The sequence below is a fragment of the Tellurirhabdus rosea genome, from assembly GCF_026278345.1.
In the GTDB taxonomy this organism is placed as follows: domain Bacteria; phylum Bacteroidota; class Bacteroidia; order Cytophagales; family Spirosomataceae; genus Tellurirhabdus; species Tellurirhabdus rosea.
The window spans coordinates 4,193,982-4,211,773 of the sequence record NZ_CP111085.1 but is presented as its reverse complement, the minus strand read 5'-3'; the positions used below and the strand labels follow the sequence as shown (position 1 = coordinate 4,211,773).

Here is a 17,792-nt window from a genome sequence, read left to right as displayed (position 1 = left end):
TATCTTTGCATTCTTAAACCCAGAAACTGTAATATTATTGGCCGTAACTTACCAATCTATGACTGTAAACGAGAAACTCTATGCTCGTCTCCGATTTAAGCTAGAACTACTTGAAAGGAACGCTCAAAGCTTTCAGGACTTGTTTACTAAGGTTATGACAGCCCATTGCTCCAGCTTTGAACCTGTCAAGCCTTATGGTAATATGGGTGATCGTAAGAACGATGGTTTTAACCCAGACACTGGAACTTACTATCAGGTATATGCACCTGAAGACCCCTCAACCAACAAGCTACAGGCGATTCAGAAGTTACATAAAGACTTTGAAGGCCTATTTAAAAATTGGAATCACATAACACCTATTAATACCTTCTACTTTGCTGTAAACGACAAGTTTGTGGGTATGGGACCATTTCTTCACGAAGAATTAAAAAAGATTGAGGGTAATTATCCCACCGTAAAATGCAAACCGTTCTATGCCCATCATTTAATGGAGGTATTTATGAGTTTACCAGAGGAGCATATCTACTCTTTAATTGGCAATATACCCGACCCAACTGAGATTGAGCCATTTGAGTCACACGTAATGAACGATGTTGTGCGTTATTTGCTAGGGAACTTTACTCAAACAAACACGACTCCGCCACCCAAAGACCCTGATTTTGATTTAAAGCTTAGATTCAATAAACTCAGCGAACACCCTGCTACTTGTCTTAAATTTGCTGGCTATCAATATGGCGATCTCCGAGACTTCTTTGCAACATCGGTTGACGTCAAAGAAAAGTTGAAAGAGATTTTTAACGGCCTTTATAAAAAAGCTCTATCAGATCTACCTGATACCGAAGATAGGAATGACTTAGTCTTCTACTACATTTTAAACAAGGCTCATCCTAAGGCTTCTGAGAGGAAAGACATATACAACGCTGTACTCGTCCTAATGAGTTATTATTTTTCAGCCTGTGATATTTTCGAAGATCCTCGTAAGCCAATTCAAGGCACTTTTGATTTCTTAAAAAGTTATGCTCCTTCCAACTAAACATATAAGAATAGCGGAGTCTATCCTTGGTCTGGGAGGAGTTGCACTGCATTATTTAAAGGAGAAGCCAAGAACAATTGACGATCTCTGGCAAGCTTTAAAGTTAGGGAAGGCTAAAGAATTGATGGGTGCCTACCATACTTTTGACAATCTAATCCTTGCACTTGATTTTTTGTTCATTACGGGTGCGATTTCAGTAGACAACCAAGGGAGAATTTACAATGAAGCTAATAAAACTGAGCGCTAACAAAGAAGGCTTCAAAACGGTCAACTTCAATCCTAAAGGGATTTCTTTGATCGTTGGCCAAAGGTTTAACGAAAATTCCCAAGACAAACAGTCGACTTATAACTCAGTAGGAAAATCTCTTATTATAACATTGATTCATTTTTGCTTAGGTTCAAAATCTATACAAGATTTTGAAGACAAGCTAAATGACTGGGAGTTCTCATTGGAGTTCATGATAGATGATGAAAGATTTGTCGCTAGGCGTGCATGTGCAGACCCTAAGACGATACTCCTTAATGATAATGCAATGAGCGTTGCAGAATATACTAGCTTGTTAATGAGCAAAACATTCCTAGTATCAGAAAAGGTCAAATTTTTATCGTTTAGAAGTCTAATTTCTAGGTTTATCCGTCCATATAAGGGAAGTTACAATAGTTACGATACATACATACCTCTTGAAACTCCTTATGCACAGCAACTTAACAACGGTTTCTTGCTAGGTTTAGACCCTCATTTAATTGACAAAAAATATAAACTTAAGCAAGAACTTGAAAATACTGAACAATTAAAAAGGAAAGTACCTAAAGACCCAATAATTAAGTCTTTCTTTGATAAAGACATCGAATCAGGTGCAATCCAGTCAGTAGAACTTAAGGATAAAATTGATCATTTAAGGGCCAACATAGAGCATTATAAAATAGCTAACGATTATTACCAAGTTTTAAAAGAAGCTGATAAACTGAAGTTTGATAAAAGGAGATTAGAACTAAAAGCCACTGCCTTAAGGAATGCAATGGCACAAATTGAAAAAAGCCTAGATTGGCAGCCTGATATCCCTAGTCAAGCAATTATCAGCATGTATGAAGAAGCTAAGGTGCATTTTAGCGATTTAATTAAAAAAAGCTTATCAGAAGTAGAGGAGTTTAATGTAAGCTTGATTGAGAACAGGCGTAAAAGGTTACAATCCGACCGTACTAACTTATATAAAGAACTTATAAGTATTGAATCTTCTATTGAGCGTCTTGGCGCTCAGATGGAAGAGAAACTTCAATATCTTGATGGGCGGGGAGCATTGGAAGATTATAATAAAATGATTACTCAACTCAAAGACTTCGAGTTTAAACTCCATAAGTTGGAATCATATAGAAAGCTACTTGAGGAATACAAAATTAAAATAGAAGAAATAAAACAAGAATTAAGCCGCCAAAACATTGAAGCTCTTAAATTTCTCCATACTCATGAAGAGGAAATGAAATTAAATCTAATAATATTTAGAAACGTTGTTCATGAACTATATGGAGAATTTAAAAAATCAGGAATAGAAATTAGCGTTGACGATGGTCAAAGCCAAAACAGGTTTGTCATAAAAGCAAAAATTGATGATGACAGTGGAGATGGTGTTGGCTCAGTTAAAATATTCAGTTTTGACTGGACTTTACTTAGAGCCAAACACAATCACAAAGTGAAATTTTTGTTTCATGATAGTAGGTTATTATCTGAAATAGATTCTCGGCAAGTGTCCACCCTTTTTGAGCTCGTACATAAAGCGACTAATGACAATGACCTTCAATATATTATATCAAGTAACCAGTATATCCTAGACTCATTAAAAAATGAAATGGACCCTATTATTTTTAACAAAGTTATTGATGAAAGTATAGTTCTCAGGCTTACTGATGAATCTGACAATTCTCGATTGCTAGGCATGAAGATTGACTTAAACTATGAGAACGCAAAACAAATGGCTGTCCCGCAAGAACAGGAATAAATTTTATTGCAATAGCTATTCATAAAAGAAGCCCGGTCTACCAACCGGGCTTTCTTATTTACCACTGCACCTCTTTAGCCACCCTCCTTTCATCCGCTCTGCCATAATGCCGCACGTGCCTGGTCGACTTGTGGCCCAGCATGGTGGCCACCGTCTCTTCCGAGATCCCGAGTTCGTTAAGCATCAAGTCTGTGAAAGTCTTCCGGGCGATTTTCACCGTTAGATTGATCTTGATCTCGGCAATAAACTGCACCTGCTTCAGGTAATCATTGTAGCGAACGTTGCTGATCTTGGGCAGTTGCTCCACTCCGCCGTATTTCTGGATAATGGCCAGCGCTTTCGGGTGCAGTGGGACGACTTGAACGCTTTCTTCCGGAAAAAACTGGCTGTCGGCGTACTTGCCGCGGGGCTTAAAGAGCCACATCCGTCCGTCGATGCCTTCGCCTACTTCGCTGGCCTGGAGCGTCTGGCTGTCTTCGTAGTGCAGGCCGGTATAGCAGCTGAAGAGAAACAGATCCACTACTCGCTGCAGCGGACCCCGCCAGGTTGTTGTCTCCAGCGTCTGGATCTGCTTGCGGGTTAGGTGATCCGTGTTTTTCTTCTCCCGTTTCTTCAGCTTGAAAGACGCCAGCGGATCCACTTTGATGATTTCCTTCCGGGCGGCCGCTTCGGTAACGTTCTTCAGCACCTGGGTGTGCCGGATAATATAGTTGTGATCTTTGCCTGCCTCTTTCATGGAGTCGACAAATTCATCGATGTGGCCCAGCGTAATCCGATTAGCTTTTAACTTTTCGTAACCGGTCTCTTTCAAAAACGTCCGGATGTTTTCAATGCGCGTTTTGTAGGTGCGCAGCGTGCCGGCATTGTTGTAAACCTTCTGGCAATGCTGGTCGAAATTGTCAACCAGGTCGGCAAAACTATAGGTCTTTACCTTTTTGCCGGTGTAGAGATCGGCCAACTCCTGGGCGCTCAGTTCAGGTTCTGCCAGAAACAGCCTGGTGATATCCGAGCGCAGCTGGTCGAGCATCATGTTGATGTCATTGGCCTGCAGAGAACGGCCGACCACGCGCTGTTTTTTGGAGTCCCATTCTTTGGGAAACACTTTATGGAACGTACTGAAATCATTGGCGTGGATACCATCAACCTTAATTCTGCAGTAGATGGTGGCGATTGCGGCCCGATCTTTTTTGTTTAGGCGCAGTTTGAAAAGAACCCGCATTTTTTGCGTGTTAGCATCGATTTAACGTGTTACGGTTTGAAAAATCCGCAAACGTATTAACAACCATTCATGTATAATAGGTAAGTATTTTTGCGGTGTACCCCATTTATTTAACGGTGTACCCCAAAAAATACCTAAACATATGTTGTTGCTTAAGAAGACAATAAGGGGGCAGAAACGACAAAAACCCGCTTTAAAGGCGGGTTTTGTCTGGCTTAAAATTGATTCTGGTGCACTCGTAGGGATTCGAACCCCAAACCTCCTGATCCGTAGTCAGGTGCTCTATCCAATTGAGCTACGAATGCATTAACACCTGGTGTCTGTTTCTTTGTCTCTTACCTCCGTGTTGGGATTGCAAAGGTAGGAAGTCATTTTAAAAATCCAAAGCCCTGATCCTGAAAAAATGTGCTTTCCTGCCGCCCCAAGCGGGAATCCACTGAAAAACAGGCAGAAAAATTTTTGTTTTTTTTCTCATAAACCCCGAAACGCCGGCTTCCGCTTCGTCAGAAAGGCCATGATTCCTTCGGCCGCATCGGCCGACCGGCCCAGGCTGTCCTGATGAACGGCCTCCTGCTCCAGCTGGTCCTCCAGATTCGAGTACAGCGACTGGTTGAGCACCTGCTTCATGGCCCCGATGGCGGCCGTCGGGGCGGCGGCGTAATAGGCTACCACTTCGCGGACAGCCTCGTCCAGCGCGGCGGCGGGTACCGAACGGCTGACCAGACCCAGTTGCGCCGCCTCCGGCCCGTACACCCGGCGACCGGTGCTGCACAGCTCGAAGGCCTTCAGCGGCCCCACCAACCGCGGCAGAAAAAACGTCGAACCCGCATCCGGCATCAGGCCGATGTTCACAAAAATCTGGCTCAGATACGCTTCATCGGCCGCAATCAGCACGTCGCAGGCCAGCGCCAGCGAACAGCCCGCTCCCGCCGCCACGCCGTTCAGACGACCAATGACGGGTTTCGGCAGCTTCCGAATGGCCAGAATCATCGGATGGTAGCCGCTCCGCAGCGAATCGCCCAGCGCCAGCCCACCCGCTCCGGTGGCCACACCCTCTTTCAGGTCGGCTCCCGAACAGAAGGCTTTGTCGCCAGCGCCGGTCAGCACGACTACCCGCACCGCTGCATCGGCCCCGGCGGCCTCGACGGCGGCGGTGATTTCCCGGATCAGCTGCGGACTGAGGGCATTGTAAACCTGGGGACGGTTGAGCGTGATGCGGCAAACGCCGTCGGCAACGTCGTAGAGAAGGGTTTCGAACATGGTTTCAGGATGGATGAATGAAAGGTTTCAATAACCGAAAAAAGCGGGACGTTGGCAACTTCGGGTCCGGGTGGAGCGGGTTGTTTTTGTCCTGGTTAGGCCGGACTCCGGGCTAAAGCCCGAGGGTACAGGCCAGCCCTACGGCCAGTCCCAGGCCGTAGCCCGCCCAGACCTGCGCGGGCGTGTGGGCGTTCAGGTACAGCCGCGCCGTACCGACCATGCCCGTCAGCGCCACCAGCACCAGCAGCGGAAAAAACAGCCGGTCTTCGCCCTGCTGAATCGTGATGCCGAGCAACGCGCCGATCATCCCGCTCATGCTGACGCTGTGGGCGCTGATTTTCCAGAAAATGCTGATGAGCCCTACCAGCGTCACCGAAACGGTCACACTGGCGAGAATGATGCCGATTCCCGGCGCAATCGTGGCCAGTTGCTCCAGTCGGAACGTGAACAACAGCGTCAGCGTGGTGTAAAGAACGGCCGTCAGAAAGTACGGCACGCGGCGGTCGGTGAGTTCTTCCATGTGCAGACTGCGCACATAACCCGCCCGGTGGAGCAGCGTAATCAGCAGCGCGGGCAGCAGAAACGTCCCGAGCGCAATCAGCACCAGCAGATTCAGCCGGACACGCAGACTAAAAGTGTCGGCACCCACCGCACCCGGTACGCCGATCAGGAGCAACCCGAACAGCAGGGTCGGAATCAGCAGCGGGTGAAACACAACGGAAAGAAAGCGGGCAAGCGGGGTGTTCACAGAAAAAGTCGTAAGTCGGTGAGTCGTAAGTCAGTCAGTCGTAAGCGGTAAGTCGCTCCGCCAGTTTCAAATTGAGGCGGAGCGACTTACCGCTTACGACTGACTTACGACTTTTATTACAATTGCTTCCGCAGCCGGGCTACGGGGATATTGAGTTGTTCGCGGTATTTGGCCACCGTGCGGCGGGCGATGTTGTAGCCCCGTTCGTTAAGCATTTTTTCCAGCTTATCGTCCGAAAGCGGGTTGCTCTTCGGCTCGTTGTCGATAAATTCCTTCAGAATGTTCTTCACTTCACGACTGCTGACGTCTTCGCCCGAATCGGTCGAAATGCCCTCGGAGAAGAAGTATTTCAGCGGATAAATGCCGAACTCGGTCTGCACGGACTTGCTGTTGGCGACCCGCGAAACGGTCGAAACGTCCATGTCGATCAGTTGGGCGATGTCTTTCAGAATCATCGGCCGCAGCTTCGTTTCGTCGCCCGTCAGGAAGAAATCGTACTGGAATTTGACGATGGCGTTCATCGTCTTCAGCAGTGTGGCCTGCCGCTGTTTGATGGCGTCGATGAACCACTTGGCCGCGTCGAGTTTCTGCTTCACGAACGAGACGGTTTCTTTCAGCGCCTTGTTGTTCTTGTCGCTTTTCTCGTAGGTGTCCATCATTTCGGCAAACGACCGGCTGATGCGCAGTTCGGGCGCGTTGCGCGAGTTGAGCGTCAGTTCGAGTTTGCCGTTGTTGTTGGTCAGGATAAAATCCGGAATCAGGTACTGCGCCCCGCCCACATCCCCTTCCACCGAACCCGGCTTGGGATTCAGCTTCGTAATCAGCTGAATGATCTTTTTCAGCCGGTCTTCGCTGATGTTCAGGCGCTTCTGAATCTTATCGAAGTGTTTTTTCGAAAATTCCTCAAAGAAATCGTTGATGATCCGGATGGCCATCCGCACGTTTCCGTCGGAGGTATCCTTGCGCTGCAGTTGTAGGACGAGGCATTCCTGCAGAGTTCGGGCGGCGATGCCCGGCGGGTCGAAGCTCTGGATTTTCTGGAGCACCACCTCCAGTTCCTCGACGTCGGTGAAGATGTTATGCGAAAACGCCAGGTCGTTCACAATCGCCTGCATCGAGCGGCGGATGTAGCCGTCACTTTCAATACTGCCGATAAGCTGTTCGCCGATGAGGCGCTGCTGTTCGTCCAGGTTGAGGTAGCCCAGCTGCTGCATCAGGGCGTCGAGCAGCGACGAGGCCGTCGCCAGCGGCATTTCGCGCTCTTCTTCGGCATAATTGCCGTCGCCCTGCATTTTGTACCCCCCGTATTCTTCGTCGTTCAGGTAACTGCCCAGGTCTACATCGTCGCTGCGGTCCTTGTAGTCGTCGCCATACTCATCGGCAAAGGGATCATCTTCAGACTGGTCATTGTCAAACTCGTCCATCCCCTCTTCCAGCGCCGGATTGATTTCCAGTTCTTCTTCAATTCGCGTGTCCAGTTCGGCCGTCGGAATCTGCAGCAGTTTGATAAACTGGATTTGCTGCGGGGACAGCTTTTGCTGCAACGACTGGCTAAGACTTAATTTCTGCATGGGTTAGTGTGTAAGCAATTTACGCTGAGTCTACGGCCTGAAACCGATCCGACTCCCGTTCCGCGCGTGAACCGGAAGCGCCCGTTTTCACAAATACCAGACCAATATTACAAATTTTTGTTCAGACTCCCGACCACCGGGTATAGCAATAATCATGCAATGGTTTGATGTACAAAAACTTAACCGATAATATCTGAGCCAAAGGAATTTTGACCCAGCGGGCAATCTGTGGCGGGGCCTCTGTCAGTTTCTGAACGAAATCAGTACCTTTACGGCTCTTTTCCGCGCGCAGGCGCAGCCTGCTCAATACCGGTTTTAAATCCATTTATCGTCTATGGTTCCTGGTTCAGGTTTGGAAAAGACGTTCGCCGGAACGGGACCAACCGCCGGCCGGAGCCGCTAAGCCATTCATTCTAAAGATTATATGAGTTATCAGCCCATCAAGCACGTATTGACCGCCGCCGAAATCAGCCAGACCGTGACGGTGCGGGGTTGGGTGCGGACCAAGCGCGAAAGTAAAAACGCCATTTTCATTGCCCTCAACGACGGCTCTACCATCCACACCATCCAGGCCGTCGCCCAGCCCGGCCAGTTTGCCGAAGACCTGCTGAAACTGGTCACGACCGGCTCGTGCGTCGCCGCCACGGGCACGCTCGTCGAATCGCAGGGCGCGGGCCAGAAAGTCGAAATCCAGCTTTCGGACCTGCACGTCTACGGCACGGCGGACCCCGACAAGTACCCGCTGCAGCCCAAAAAGCACTCGCTCGAATTCCTGCGCGAAATCGCCCACCTGCGGCCGCGGACCAACACGTTCAGCGCCGTGCTGCGCATCCGCCACGCACTGGCCTACGCCGTGCATAAGTACTTCAACGACAACGGCTTTTATTACCTGCACACCCCCATCATCACGGCTTCCGACGCCGAAGGAGCCGGGGAAATGTTCCGCGTGACAACGCTGGACATGACCAACCCGCCGCGCAACGAAGAAGGAGCCATTGACTACAAACAGGACTTCTTCGGCCGCGAAACCAACCTGACCGTCTCGGGCCAGCTCGAAGGCGAGCTCGGCGCCCTGGCCCTCGGAAAAATCTACACCTTCGGCCCCACCTTCCGCGCCGAAAACTCCAACACGACCCGCCACCTCGCCGAGTTCTGGATGATTGAGCCCGAAATGGCCTTCTACGAACTGGAAGATAACATGAATCTGGCCGAAGATTTCGTCAAAAACGTCATCGGCTACGCCCTCGAACACTGCGCCGACGACCTGGCGTTTCTCGAAAACCGGCTGAAAGAAGAAGAAAAAACGAAAAAAAAGGAAGAACAGAGCGAACTGTCGCTGCTCGAAAAGCTGCGCTTCGTGGTCGATAATAACTTCGAACGGCTCACGTACACCGAGGCTATCGACATCCTGCTGCAATCGAAGCCGCACAAAAAAGGCCAGTTTCAGTACGATGTCAAATGGGGTATCGACCTGCAATCGGAGCACGAACGGTATCTGGTGGAGAAGCATTTCAAAAAACCCGTCATCCTGACCAACTACCCCCGCGAAATCAAGGCGTTCTACATGAAGCTGGACGAGGACGGGAAAACGGTGCGGGCCATGGACGTGCTGTTTCCCGGCATTGGCGAGATCATCGGCGGCTCGCAGCGGGAGGACGATTACGAAAAACTGCTGATGCGCGTCAAGGAAGTAGGCATCGAGCCGGAAAGCCTCTGGTGGTACCTCGAAACCCGGCAGTTCGGGACGGCCCCGCACGCGGGCTTCGGACTTGGCTTCGAGCGGCTGGTGCTCTTTGTGACCGGCATGGGCAATATCCGCGACGTTATCCCGTTCCCCCGGACACCCAAATCGGCTGATTTCTAAACAGAACGCGCTCAGGCACTTGTCTGGCAAAGCGAAAAATTGTCTCCGTAAAGCACCGTTTCTGCATTAGCTAACTTTTCAAAAAAGTTGGACGTATATTGGTCGGGTTTTAGTAAATTCGAGAACACCATTTAGCCCAAAGCCCCTGCATGCAGGGGCTTTGGCATATCTACCGATGTTTTTGATCAATGAACTCATTCAGTACCCGGCCCTTATTGCGTACCTGAAAGGGTACAGCAATTACTCCTGGATACACTTCAGCGACGGGCGCAAAGTGCTGACGGCCAAACCGTTGTGCTACTTTGAAAAACGGTTGTCCGGCTTCTTCCGGTCGCACAAGACCGTGCTCGTAAACCCGTACTACGTGGAGAGTGTGGAGGCCCCGCAGCGGGCCAAGATGGCCGGCAGTCTGCAGTTGCGGGGTGGAGCGGTGCTGCCCGTTGGCCGCCGCCGCTGGCAGGCACTGGAAGAGCTGCTGCCCAACCTGGTCCGTCCGGAATCCCGCCTGGCGGTCCGTCCGGCAAAACCGGCGGCAACCGCTACCGGGCAGCGGGTTTTGTTCTTCACCCGCAACGAAATCCGCGGGCTGCTGATCCGGCAGCTGATGGCGGAAAAATGGCCCAGTTGTACAGTTGATATCGTGATGACGGATTCGGCCCTTGAAAAATACATGACCCGGTCCCGAAACCGGCCGTCGCTGATTCTGCTGGAAGAAGATGATGTGAGCGGAAACGGCCCGATCGGCAAATTCAAGATGCACCCCTCGTTCGGAGCCGTGCCCATCCTGCTGCTGGTGCCTTCGGGAAGCCCGTCGCTGGTTACGCGGGCGTATCAGTTCGGCGTCAGTTCGGTCGTCGCCCTGTCGGCGGACCCGCTTCATTTTATGCGTATGATCGAGAAAGTCTTCCGGTTCTGGCTGGGTTTTGCGGCGACATTGCCGACTCCCCCATCGGTCCGGAGCACCTATTCCGGTTTTCGGGTGGCCTGATTCGGGCCACCCGCCCTTTTCGGGCTTTTAAAGAAACTGGGTAAACCGCTGGTCAGGCAGCGAAACGACGTCCATCCAGTACTCCCGCAGGGCCTGAAAATATTCCCGCCAGGCGTCGTAACTCATAGGCTTCACCACGTAGGAGTTCACTCCCTGCTCGTACGAATCCGAAATGTCTTCCTCGGCGGACGAACTGCTGAAAACCACAACCGGCACCTGGCTTACCGGCGCGGGTTGGTCCTTGATGGCCCGCAGCAGCGCAAGCCCCTTCTCCCGCGTGGGAAAATAAAGATCCAGCAGCACCAGCAGCGGCATTTCCTGCGGATTGATCGCACAGCGTTCCAGATACTCCAGGGCTGTTTCCTCGGTCGTGACCAGTACCGGATCGGCGGCGCTGAAGCTTTCCTGAATGGCTTTCAGGATGAAAAAGGAGTGGTCAGGATTATCTTCTACAATGAGTAAACGAATGCGTTTTTCCTGGCGGCGGGTGCTTCCTCTGCTTATCTGAGACATGATGTGGACTCGGTTATCAAACAAAGGTAAAGCTACCCCCCGCCAGAAAGTTTAATTACGCCGCCCGGCAATTAGGCAACGGTCCGCCGGTTTCGTCCGTCACGCCACTTCGCTTTGCGGGACGAACTCCCACCAGCCGGGCCCTTCCGGACGCAGGCTGCCTACGGGCTCGCCCAGCGCCAGGCGCTGCACCACATCGCCCAGGGGCGTCCGGACCGGCGTTCCCGAACGAACGTCGAAAGCCCCCGGCTCATAGTAGCCCTCGCAGCGCGTTACCAGACAATGCCAGTCGTAGGAACCCAGCAGGGCCCAGACGGTCATCGCCCGAACGTCGGCACCCATCGTGCGGGCCTCGTGCACCTGCTCCCAGACTTCCATCAGCCAGCGAATCTGCTCGTCGACGGTGCAGCCCAGGTGCGCCTCCGTAATGGCCAGCGGCAGATGGTAGCGCTCCCAGGCCTGCAGCAGCAGGCCTCCCACGCCTATCCGCTGGTCGGGAGCGGCGCGGACCACTTCTGTATCCACGTACCGATGCCGCCCGTTGCCGCCGTGCATGTGCTCGGGGTAATTTCGGATGTTGGGGTCCAGAAACCGTTCGCTGGTCAGGTAATGATTGACGCCGATCACGGAAGGCGGACAGGCGTTTTCGATAAAATAACAGAGTTCGCTTTCGGTAATTCCGCAGCTGCGCAGATAGTCCCACATTGCATGGCCGGGCGTGATGCGGCCGCAAAGCAGGTCCCAGGTGAGCCAGCGGCGCTCGTTCTCCCAGTCGGCCTGATAGGTCAGCGGAGCCGCCGCATGCGTGTAGCCCAGATCGTCGGTCTGAATCAGCCGGGCCGCCGGCTGTACCTTCCGGATTTCCTGCATCGCCTTGATCGTCGCCCGGCACTCGCGCAGCAGAATCTGCGCAAACGACTGGTCCGAACGGGTGTGCGGATACCAGTGTCCATACAGCCCGGCGAAACGGGCCGTTGTCAGCGGTTCGTTGACGGGCGTGTAATCTTCCACCCACGGGTAGCGCTCGGCTACATGGCGGGCAAACCGCGCCAGCCCCTCCTCAAACGCCGGTGTATCAAACGAGGCGTAGCCGGGGCCGCTGCCGTGGTGCACCAGTCCCAGAATAGGCCGGATTCCCTGCTGCTTCAGCAGCGTAAGCCGTTCGTCGGACCATCGCCAGTCGAGGTCATCCGGATGATGGGGTGCCGTGCGCTCCCACACCATCGGGTAACGCAGCGTTTTGAGCCCCAGATCGGCCAAATGCATCAGATCGACCGGCCGGTGATGATGTCCGTTGCGCAGGAGCTGGTCATGATAAACGTCCTGTACGCGATTGACTGTACATTCAATACCGCCCCAGACTTCGGGCTTCGGGTGTGGTAGATGTTTTGCTAAATCAGACGAAACAATCGGTTGATGCATGGGTGGAGGATAGCCCGACAGCCGGAAATCCGGAAGTGCCACGCTTGTTGATTTGTCTAAAGGAACATGACCTTGGTGACAAAGTTGACACAAAGGACCGTGAACTGAGTGAACGGTCCTATCCGGCAGCCGACTTGGCTACTCGCCCAAACGGAGTTCGTCGCCGGTCCGGGCGGTGCTCCAGACGGGGTCGGCGGACCGAAAATGGCCGGTTTCTGTTTCGACAACCCACAATTTTTCTTTTTCGTCGTAAAACACGGCCGTAATCCGGAGCCTGAACGTCCGGCCCGGTCCCGGAGCGGCCTCTTCCGTTGTCCATTGCCCGTGCTGCATCCGGACCACCCGGTCGGCCAGGTGCCGCACGTCGTCTTCGTTATGGCTGACCAGCAGCGTGGTGGTACCCATCTGCCGATGCAGGCGCAGCAGTTCGCCGCGCAGAAAACGGGCGGATTCGGGGTCGAGGGCCGAAAACGGTTCGTCGAGCAGCAGCAGGACCGGCCGCCGCACCAGGGCCCGGGCCAGCGCCACCCGCTGCCGCTGCCCTCCCGAAAGGGTCGAGGGCCTTCGGTCGGCAAACGGCTGAAGCCCGGTCAGTTCCAGCAGTTCATCGACCACCGCCCGGTCGCCGGACGGCGCGGCATAGGCCAGATTGCCCCGGACGGTCATGTTCGGAAACAGCGCCGTATCCTGAAACACAAACCCGACCGAACGCTGCTGGGGCGGGAGAAAGCGGCGGCGGGCCGTGTCCAGCCAGATCACCTCGCCTGCCTCCACCCGGCCTTCGGGCGGTGTTTCCAGACCCGCCAGCACGCGCAGCAGCGTACTTTTCCCCGCTCCGGATGGCCCGACGAGGGCGGTCAGGCTGCCCGGCGGCAGGTCCAGACTCCCGTGCAGGTCTCCCGGACCTTCCGCAAACAGACGGGGCATCCGCAGCGAGAGTCGAATCATAGAGTCAGGCGTTTGTTAAAGCGGTAAACGAGCACCAGAATGGCGAGCGAAATGACCAGCAGCAGGGCGGCGTAACCATGCGCCGCGTCGTAGTTGAGCAGTTCCACTTCGTCGTAAATGGCGATGGACGCCACGCGGGTCTGGCCGGGCAGATTCCCGCCAATCATCAGCACCAGCCCAAATTCGCCGATGGTGTGGGCAAAGGATAACACCACCCCGGTCAGCAGGGCCGGTTTGCAGTTGGGCAGCAGCACCCGCAGCAGCGTTTTCAGGGGCGAATGACCGAGCGTGTACGAAGCCTCGCGCCACGAAACGGGCAGCGCCTCCAGCCCCGCCTGCACCGGATGCACCATAAACGGCAGGCTGTACAGCACCGACGCCACCACCAGCCCTTCAAACGAAAAGACCAGTTTCAGGTTCAGGTGTTCGAGCAGCCAGCCCCCCAGCCCGCTCGCCGGACTGAACGCCAGCAGCAGGTAAAACCCGATGACCGAGGGCGGCAGCACCAGCGGCAGACTAATCACGGCCTCGACCAGCGGCTTCAGCCGAAACCGGCTCAGGGCCAGCCAACCCGCCAGCGGCACGCCCAGCAGCAGCAGCACAACCGTGGTGACGGTCGCCAGCTGGAAAGTCAGGAAGATGGGTTGCCAGTCGAGCATTTTAGTGGGTTAGTGGACAGTGGTTAGTGGGTGACGCGAGTAGCGGTCGAAGCCTTCCGCCATGGTGTTTGGGATAGACACCGACGCCCGGCAAATCTGGTCTTTCAAGCTAAAATTGCTATCCACTACCCCCTATTTTATACCCATATTCCTCAAAAATCCGCCGCGCGGTCCGGCTTTTCAGAAACGCGACAAACCGGCGGGCCTCGGCCATTCGCTCCGTTCGTTTCAAAACGACCACGCCCTGCGCCATGGGCGTGTACAGGCGGCCGGGCACTTCAACCCAGCGGCCTTTGCCGCGCATTTTCGGGTCCAGCACAACCGACTTGGCGGTGAAACCAACCTCCGCCGCTCCCGACAGGACGTACTGGTTCACCTGCGCGATGCTCTCGCCGAAGACCAGTTTCGGCTGCACGTTATCGTACAGCTTCAGCTTTTGCAGAGCCGCCTCGGCCGCCTCGCCGTACGGAGCCGTTTTGGGGCTGGCCAGGGCAATGTGGCGAACGTCCGGGGCCGTTAGTTCCTTCAGACTTGCGGAAAGGGGCCCGCCTCCCGCCCGCCAGACCACCAGCGTGCCGTAGGCGTAAACGACCGGCGCCTCGGTCGTCAGTCCTTTTTCGTGCAGTATTTTAGGAAAATCCATGTCCGCCGACAGAAACACGTCAAAGGGCGCGCCCTGCTGAATCTGCGTCGTCAGGCGACCGGAGGAATTGATGATCGGTTCCACGGCAATCCCGCTCTCCTTCCGAAACGCCGCCTGGAGCTTTTCCATCACAAATTGGGCGTTGGCGGCCACGGCGATCCGGAGTCGCGGGGCCTGCGACTGACCGAAGGCTGAGCCGGTCAGCAGCAGCCAGAGCAGGAAAGCATGCCTCATGGCTGCGGCATTTTGGCGTTCCGGACTTCCAGAACGGTTACCTGCCGCACCCAGCGGGCCTGCTTCTTCTCTCCCGGCACGACGAGCCGGTACGGACCGACGCTTTTGGGCAGGGGTTCGCCGTCGGCCTTATCCACCAGCAAAACGGGCCGGTCGGCAAACTCGGGGTCCAGTTCGGGCAGGGCGAACACGGCCTCGTAGCCGTCCGCGGCCTTCACCAGCAGGTATTTCGTCAGGTTTTTTCCACGCAGCTGAGCGCCCTGGGCTACTCCCGCCCGTTTCAGCAGGTCGGTCAGCGGGATGCCGGAGTAGCGGCGCTTTTTGCCGTCGTGGTCGGTGGCTTTTACTTCGGTATGCGGCATGGCGTCCAGTTCAGCGGTCGTGAGCGTGAGCGGCGAAGCGACTTCGCCGGAAAGAGTAATCTGGGCTTTTGCCGGCAATGAACACAGGAGGGCTGCCACCAGAGCCGCCAGCAGGACGCGCCCCGGACGAAAGGATTTGCCCGCAGCCTGTTCGTCTGCCCGCCGAACCGACGGGTAAAGAGAAATCGTCATGAGTACCGGGTTTATTTCGAAACCAAAATAACCGCTTTTCCCACAACTTTCCGCGTCATGATGTCCGCCAGCGCCTGCGGGGCCTCCGCCAGCGGGTAGGTTTTGTAAATGTGCGGACGGAGTTTGTCTTCCACAAAATAGCGGGTCAGGTCGAGATTGTTCTGATACGCTTTGGCCGGTTCGCGCTGGACAAAAGCGCCCCAGAACACGCCCACAACGGCGCAGCCCTTCAGCAGGGCCAGATTCGTCGGGATTCGAGGAATATCTCCCGCTGCGAAGCCGACGACCAGATAGCGGCCTTTCCAGCCGATCGAGCGCAGGGCCGGTTCGGTGAAGGCGTCGCCAACGGGGTCGTACACCACATCCACGCCTTTGTCGCCGGTAATTTCCCGGATGCGGGTCCGCAGGTCGTCGGTGCTGTAGTTGATCAGGTGGTCCGCGCCTTTTTCGCGGCAGACGGCCAGTTTCTCGTCCGACGAGGCGGCGGCAATGACCGTAGCGCCGAGCAGTTTGCCCAGTTCGACGGCGGCCAGCCCGACGCCGCCGCCCGCGCCGAGCACCAGCAGCGTTTCGTCGGCTTTCAGCTCCGCCCGGTCTTTCAGCGCGTGGTACGAGGTAGCGTGATTGTAGAGAAAAGCGGCTCCGTGGACGAAGTCCATTTCGGCCGGAATCGGAACGCAGCGCAGGGCATCGACCACCGCCTGTTCGGCCATGCCACCCCAGCCGGAAAGGGCAAAGACGCGGTCGCCGGGCCGGACATTCCGGACGCCCTCGCCCACTTCTTCCACCACGCCCGTCAGTTCACCGCCGGGCGAAAACGGCAGCGGCGGCTTGAACTGGTACTTGTTCTGAATCATCAGCGTGTCCGGAAAGTTGGCCCCACAGGCCCTGACGGCAATCCGAACCTGTCCGGGGCCGGGCGTCGGTGCAGGAATTTCCTCAAGTGTAAGCTGATCAGGCAGGCCGTGGGTTTTGCAGAGAAGGGCGAGCATGGGAGTGATTGAATTTTGAATGATTGAATTTTGAATGACTGAATGAGTGATAGGCAACTCACGCAGCCAACAGGCTTCGCTAAGGTAACAGGTTTACCGCTAACGAAAACAAAGCCCAATCAACCGCAGCCGCAGACCACCTATCATCCAGTCAGTCATTCAGTCATTCACGCACGCAGTCATTCAAAATTCAATCATTCAAAATTCAACCCTTCAATACGTCACTGGTTCGGTTACCGTTTTGCGCTCCATGATGAAACTCAGCAGGTCCTGGTTCAGGCGGTCGCGTTCGGTGAAGAAGAGGCCGTGGGGAGCCCCGCTGTAGGTGAGCAACTGAGAATGCGGCATCAGGCGGTGAGTCAACTGCCCGGACGATTCAAACGGAACGGTCTTGTCGGAATCGCCGTGAATGATCAGCGTCGGCACTTTGATACGCTGGAGGTCCTGCCGGAAATCGGTTTCCGAAAACGAACGAACACAATCGACCGTCGCTTTGGGCGAAGCCAGATAGGCCCGCATGAAGTCGCCGTCGAGGTGCGCCTGGCTAACCGGGTGGCTGATGAGGTTGACTCCGTAAAACTGCTTGCCGAAGGTTTGCAGAAAATCGGCCCGGTCTTTCTGGATCTGTTCGACCATGTCGTCAAACGTCGAGCGGTCTACGCCGTCGGGGTTGCTGTCGTCCTGCAGCAGATACGGGGTTACCGAACTGACAAAAACAACTTTGGACACCCGTTCGCCGCCGTAACGACCCATGTACCGGGCCACTTCGCCGCCGCCCATCGAGAAACCCACCAGCGTAACATCGCGCAGATCGAGTTCCGTCAGCAGTCCGTGCAGGTCCTGCGCCAGCGTGTCGTAGTCGTAACTTGCCCAGGGCTTTGACGATTTACCGAAACCGCGCCGGTCGTAGGCAATGCAGCGCAGGCCATGTTTGGGCAGTTCGGTCATTTGATACTCCCACATTTCGTGGCTCAGCGGCCATCCGTGAATCAGTACTACCGGCTGACCTGTGCCCCAGTCCTGGTAGTGCAGGCTGACATCCGGTGAGACTTGTACGTAGCTCATGAAGATAATCTTGTTTAGTGTGAATACAGTCAATTATCTTCTTTGTAACCGTTGGCTTACTGATGGGTTTAGACTTCGAACAAGT

18 protein-coding genes and 1 tRNA gene are annotated in these 17,792 nt (G+C 54.3%); 5 read left to right on the top strand and 14 right to left on the bottom strand.

The window, feature by feature from the left end; translation table 11 throughout:
* Positions 1-58: 58 nt before the first annotated feature.
* The 3 genes from ORG26_RS17810 to ORG26_RS17800 are packed head-to-tail and all read left to right on the top strand — an operon-like array spanning position 59 to position 3,027.
* Positions 59-1,033, top strand: a complete 975-nt coding sequence (locus ORG26_RS17810; protein ID WP_266364143.1) for an ABC-three component system protein — start codon at positions 59-61, stop codon at positions 1,031-1,033.
* On the top strand, positions 1,017-1,280 hold the full coding sequence (locus ORG26_RS17805; protein WP_266364141.1) for an ABC-three component system middle component 6: 264 nt from the start codon (positions 1,017-1,019) through the stop codon (positions 1,278-1,280). Before ORG26_RS17810 ends, ORG26_RS17805 begins: the two co-directional genes overlap by 17 nt.
* A complete protein-coding gene (locus ORG26_RS17800; RefSeq protein ID WP_266364139.1) occupies positions 1,255-3,027 on the top strand; it encodes a DUF2326 domain-containing protein in 1,773 nt (590 codons plus the stop codon). The genes ORG26_RS17805 and ORG26_RS17800 overlap by 26 nt, the downstream gene beginning before the upstream one ends.
* Before the next feature lie 58 nt (positions 3,028-3,085).
* Here the strand turns inward: ORG26_RS17800 and ORG26_RS17795 are convergent, their stop codons facing one another.
* The 5 genes from ORG26_RS17795 to rpoN all read right to left on the bottom strand — a co-directional run bounded on the left by ORG26_RS17795 (position 3,086) and on the right by rpoN (position 7,825).
* Entirely contained in the window at positions 3,086-4,246 is a 1,161-nt protein-coding gene (locus ORG26_RS17795) for a phage integrase SAM-like domain-containing protein (protein WP_266364137.1), read from the bottom strand.
* A 228-nt stretch (positions 4,247-4,474) separates the two neighbouring features.
* Positions 4,475-4,551 (bottom strand) — tRNA-Arg (locus ORG26_RS17790).
* A 166-nt stretch (positions 4,552-4,717) separates the two neighbouring features.
* A complete protein-coding gene (locus ORG26_RS17785) occupies positions 4,718-5,506 on the bottom strand; it encodes an enoyl-CoA hydratase/isomerase family protein (RefSeq protein ID WP_266364135.1) in 789 nt (262 codons plus the stop codon).
* Positions 5,507-5,618: 112 nt separating this feature from the next.
* On the bottom strand, positions 5,619-6,254 hold the full coding sequence (locus ORG26_RS17780; RefSeq protein ID WP_266364133.1) for a phosphatase PAP2 family protein: 636 nt from the start codon (positions 6,252-6,254) through the stop codon (positions 5,619-5,621).
* A gap of 116 nt (positions 6,255-6,370) precedes the next feature.
* On the bottom strand, positions 6,371-7,825 hold the full coding sequence (rpoN, locus tag ORG26_RS17775; RefSeq protein WP_266364131.1) for an RNA polymerase factor sigma-54: 1,455 nt from the start codon (positions 7,823-7,825) through the stop codon (positions 6,371-6,373).
* 424 nt (positions 7,826-8,249) lie between these two features.
* On the opposite strand from rpoN, the gene asnS reads away from it, so the two are divergent.
* On the top strand, positions 8,250-9,689 hold the full coding sequence (asnS, locus tag ORG26_RS17770; protein WP_266364129.1) for an asparagine--tRNA ligase: 1,440 nt from the start codon (positions 8,250-8,252) through the stop codon (positions 9,687-9,689).
* A gap of 175 nt (positions 9,690-9,864) precedes the next feature.
* Positions 9,865-10,677 (top strand): LytR/AlgR family response regulator transcription factor, encoded by an 813-nt coding sequence (locus ORG26_RS17765; RefSeq protein WP_266364127.1) that lies wholly within the window; start codon positions 9,865-9,867, stop codon positions 10,675-10,677.
* 27 nt (positions 10,678-10,704) lie between these two features.
* Here ORG26_RS17765 and ORG26_RS17760 read toward each other — a convergent pair whose 3' ends face one another.
* The 9 genes from ORG26_RS17760 to ORG26_RS17725 all read right to left on the bottom strand — a co-directional run bounded on the left by ORG26_RS17760 (position 10,705) and on the right by ORG26_RS17725 (position 17,707).
* A complete protein-coding gene (locus tag ORG26_RS17760) occupies positions 10,705-11,190 on the bottom strand; it encodes a response regulator (RefSeq protein ID WP_266364125.1) in 486 nt (161 codons plus the stop codon).
* A 99-nt stretch (positions 11,191-11,289) separates the two neighbouring features.
* Positions 11,290-12,612 carry a family 1 glycosylhydrolase gene (locus ORG26_RS17755; protein ID WP_266364123.1) on the bottom strand — a complete coding sequence of 441 codons (1,323 nt, stop codon included), beginning with the start codon at positions 12,610-12,612 and terminating at the stop codon, positions 11,290-11,292.
* A gap of 138 nt (positions 12,613-12,750) precedes the next feature.
* A complete protein-coding gene (locus tag ORG26_RS17750; RefSeq protein WP_266364121.1) occupies positions 12,751-13,560 on the bottom strand; it encodes a sulfate/molybdate ABC transporter ATP-binding protein in 810 nt (269 codons plus the stop codon).
* The gene (gene modB / locus ORG26_RS17745) at positions 13,557-14,219 is read right to left on the bottom strand and encodes a molybdate ABC transporter permease subunit (protein WP_266364119.1); all 663 of its coding nucleotides are present in this window, start codon (positions 14,217-14,219) and stop codon (positions 13,557-13,559) included. Before modB ends, ORG26_RS17750 begins: the two co-directional genes overlap by 4 nt.
* Positions 14,220-14,228: 9 nt before the next feature.
* A complete protein-coding gene (locus ORG26_RS23650; RefSeq protein WP_407704802.1) occupies positions 14,229-14,345 on the bottom strand; it encodes a four helix bundle protein in 117 nt (38 codons plus the stop codon).
* A complete protein-coding gene (gene modA, locus ORG26_RS17740; protein WP_266364117.1) occupies positions 14,338-15,096 on the bottom strand; it encodes a molybdate ABC transporter substrate-binding protein in 759 nt (252 codons plus the stop codon). Before modA ends, ORG26_RS23650 begins: the two co-directional genes overlap by 8 nt.
* Positions 15,093-15,650 (bottom strand): molybdopterin-dependent oxidoreductase, encoded by a 558-nt coding sequence (locus ORG26_RS17735; protein WP_266364115.1) that lies wholly within the window; start codon positions 15,648-15,650, stop codon positions 15,093-15,095. Before ORG26_RS17735 ends, modA begins: the two co-directional genes overlap by 4 nt.
* An 11-nt stretch (positions 15,651-15,661) precedes the next feature.
* The gene (locus tag ORG26_RS17730) at positions 15,662-16,642 is read right to left on the bottom strand and encodes an NADPH:quinone oxidoreductase family protein (protein WP_266364113.1); all 981 of its coding nucleotides are present in this window, start codon (positions 16,640-16,642) and stop codon (positions 15,662-15,664) included.
* Between the two features lie 213 nt (positions 16,643-16,855).
* The gene (locus tag ORG26_RS17725) at positions 16,856-17,707 is read right to left on the bottom strand and encodes an alpha/beta fold hydrolase (protein WP_266364111.1); all 852 of its coding nucleotides are present in this window, start codon (positions 17,705-17,707) and stop codon (positions 16,856-16,858) included.
* Positions 17,708-17,792 lie beyond the last annotated feature (85 nt).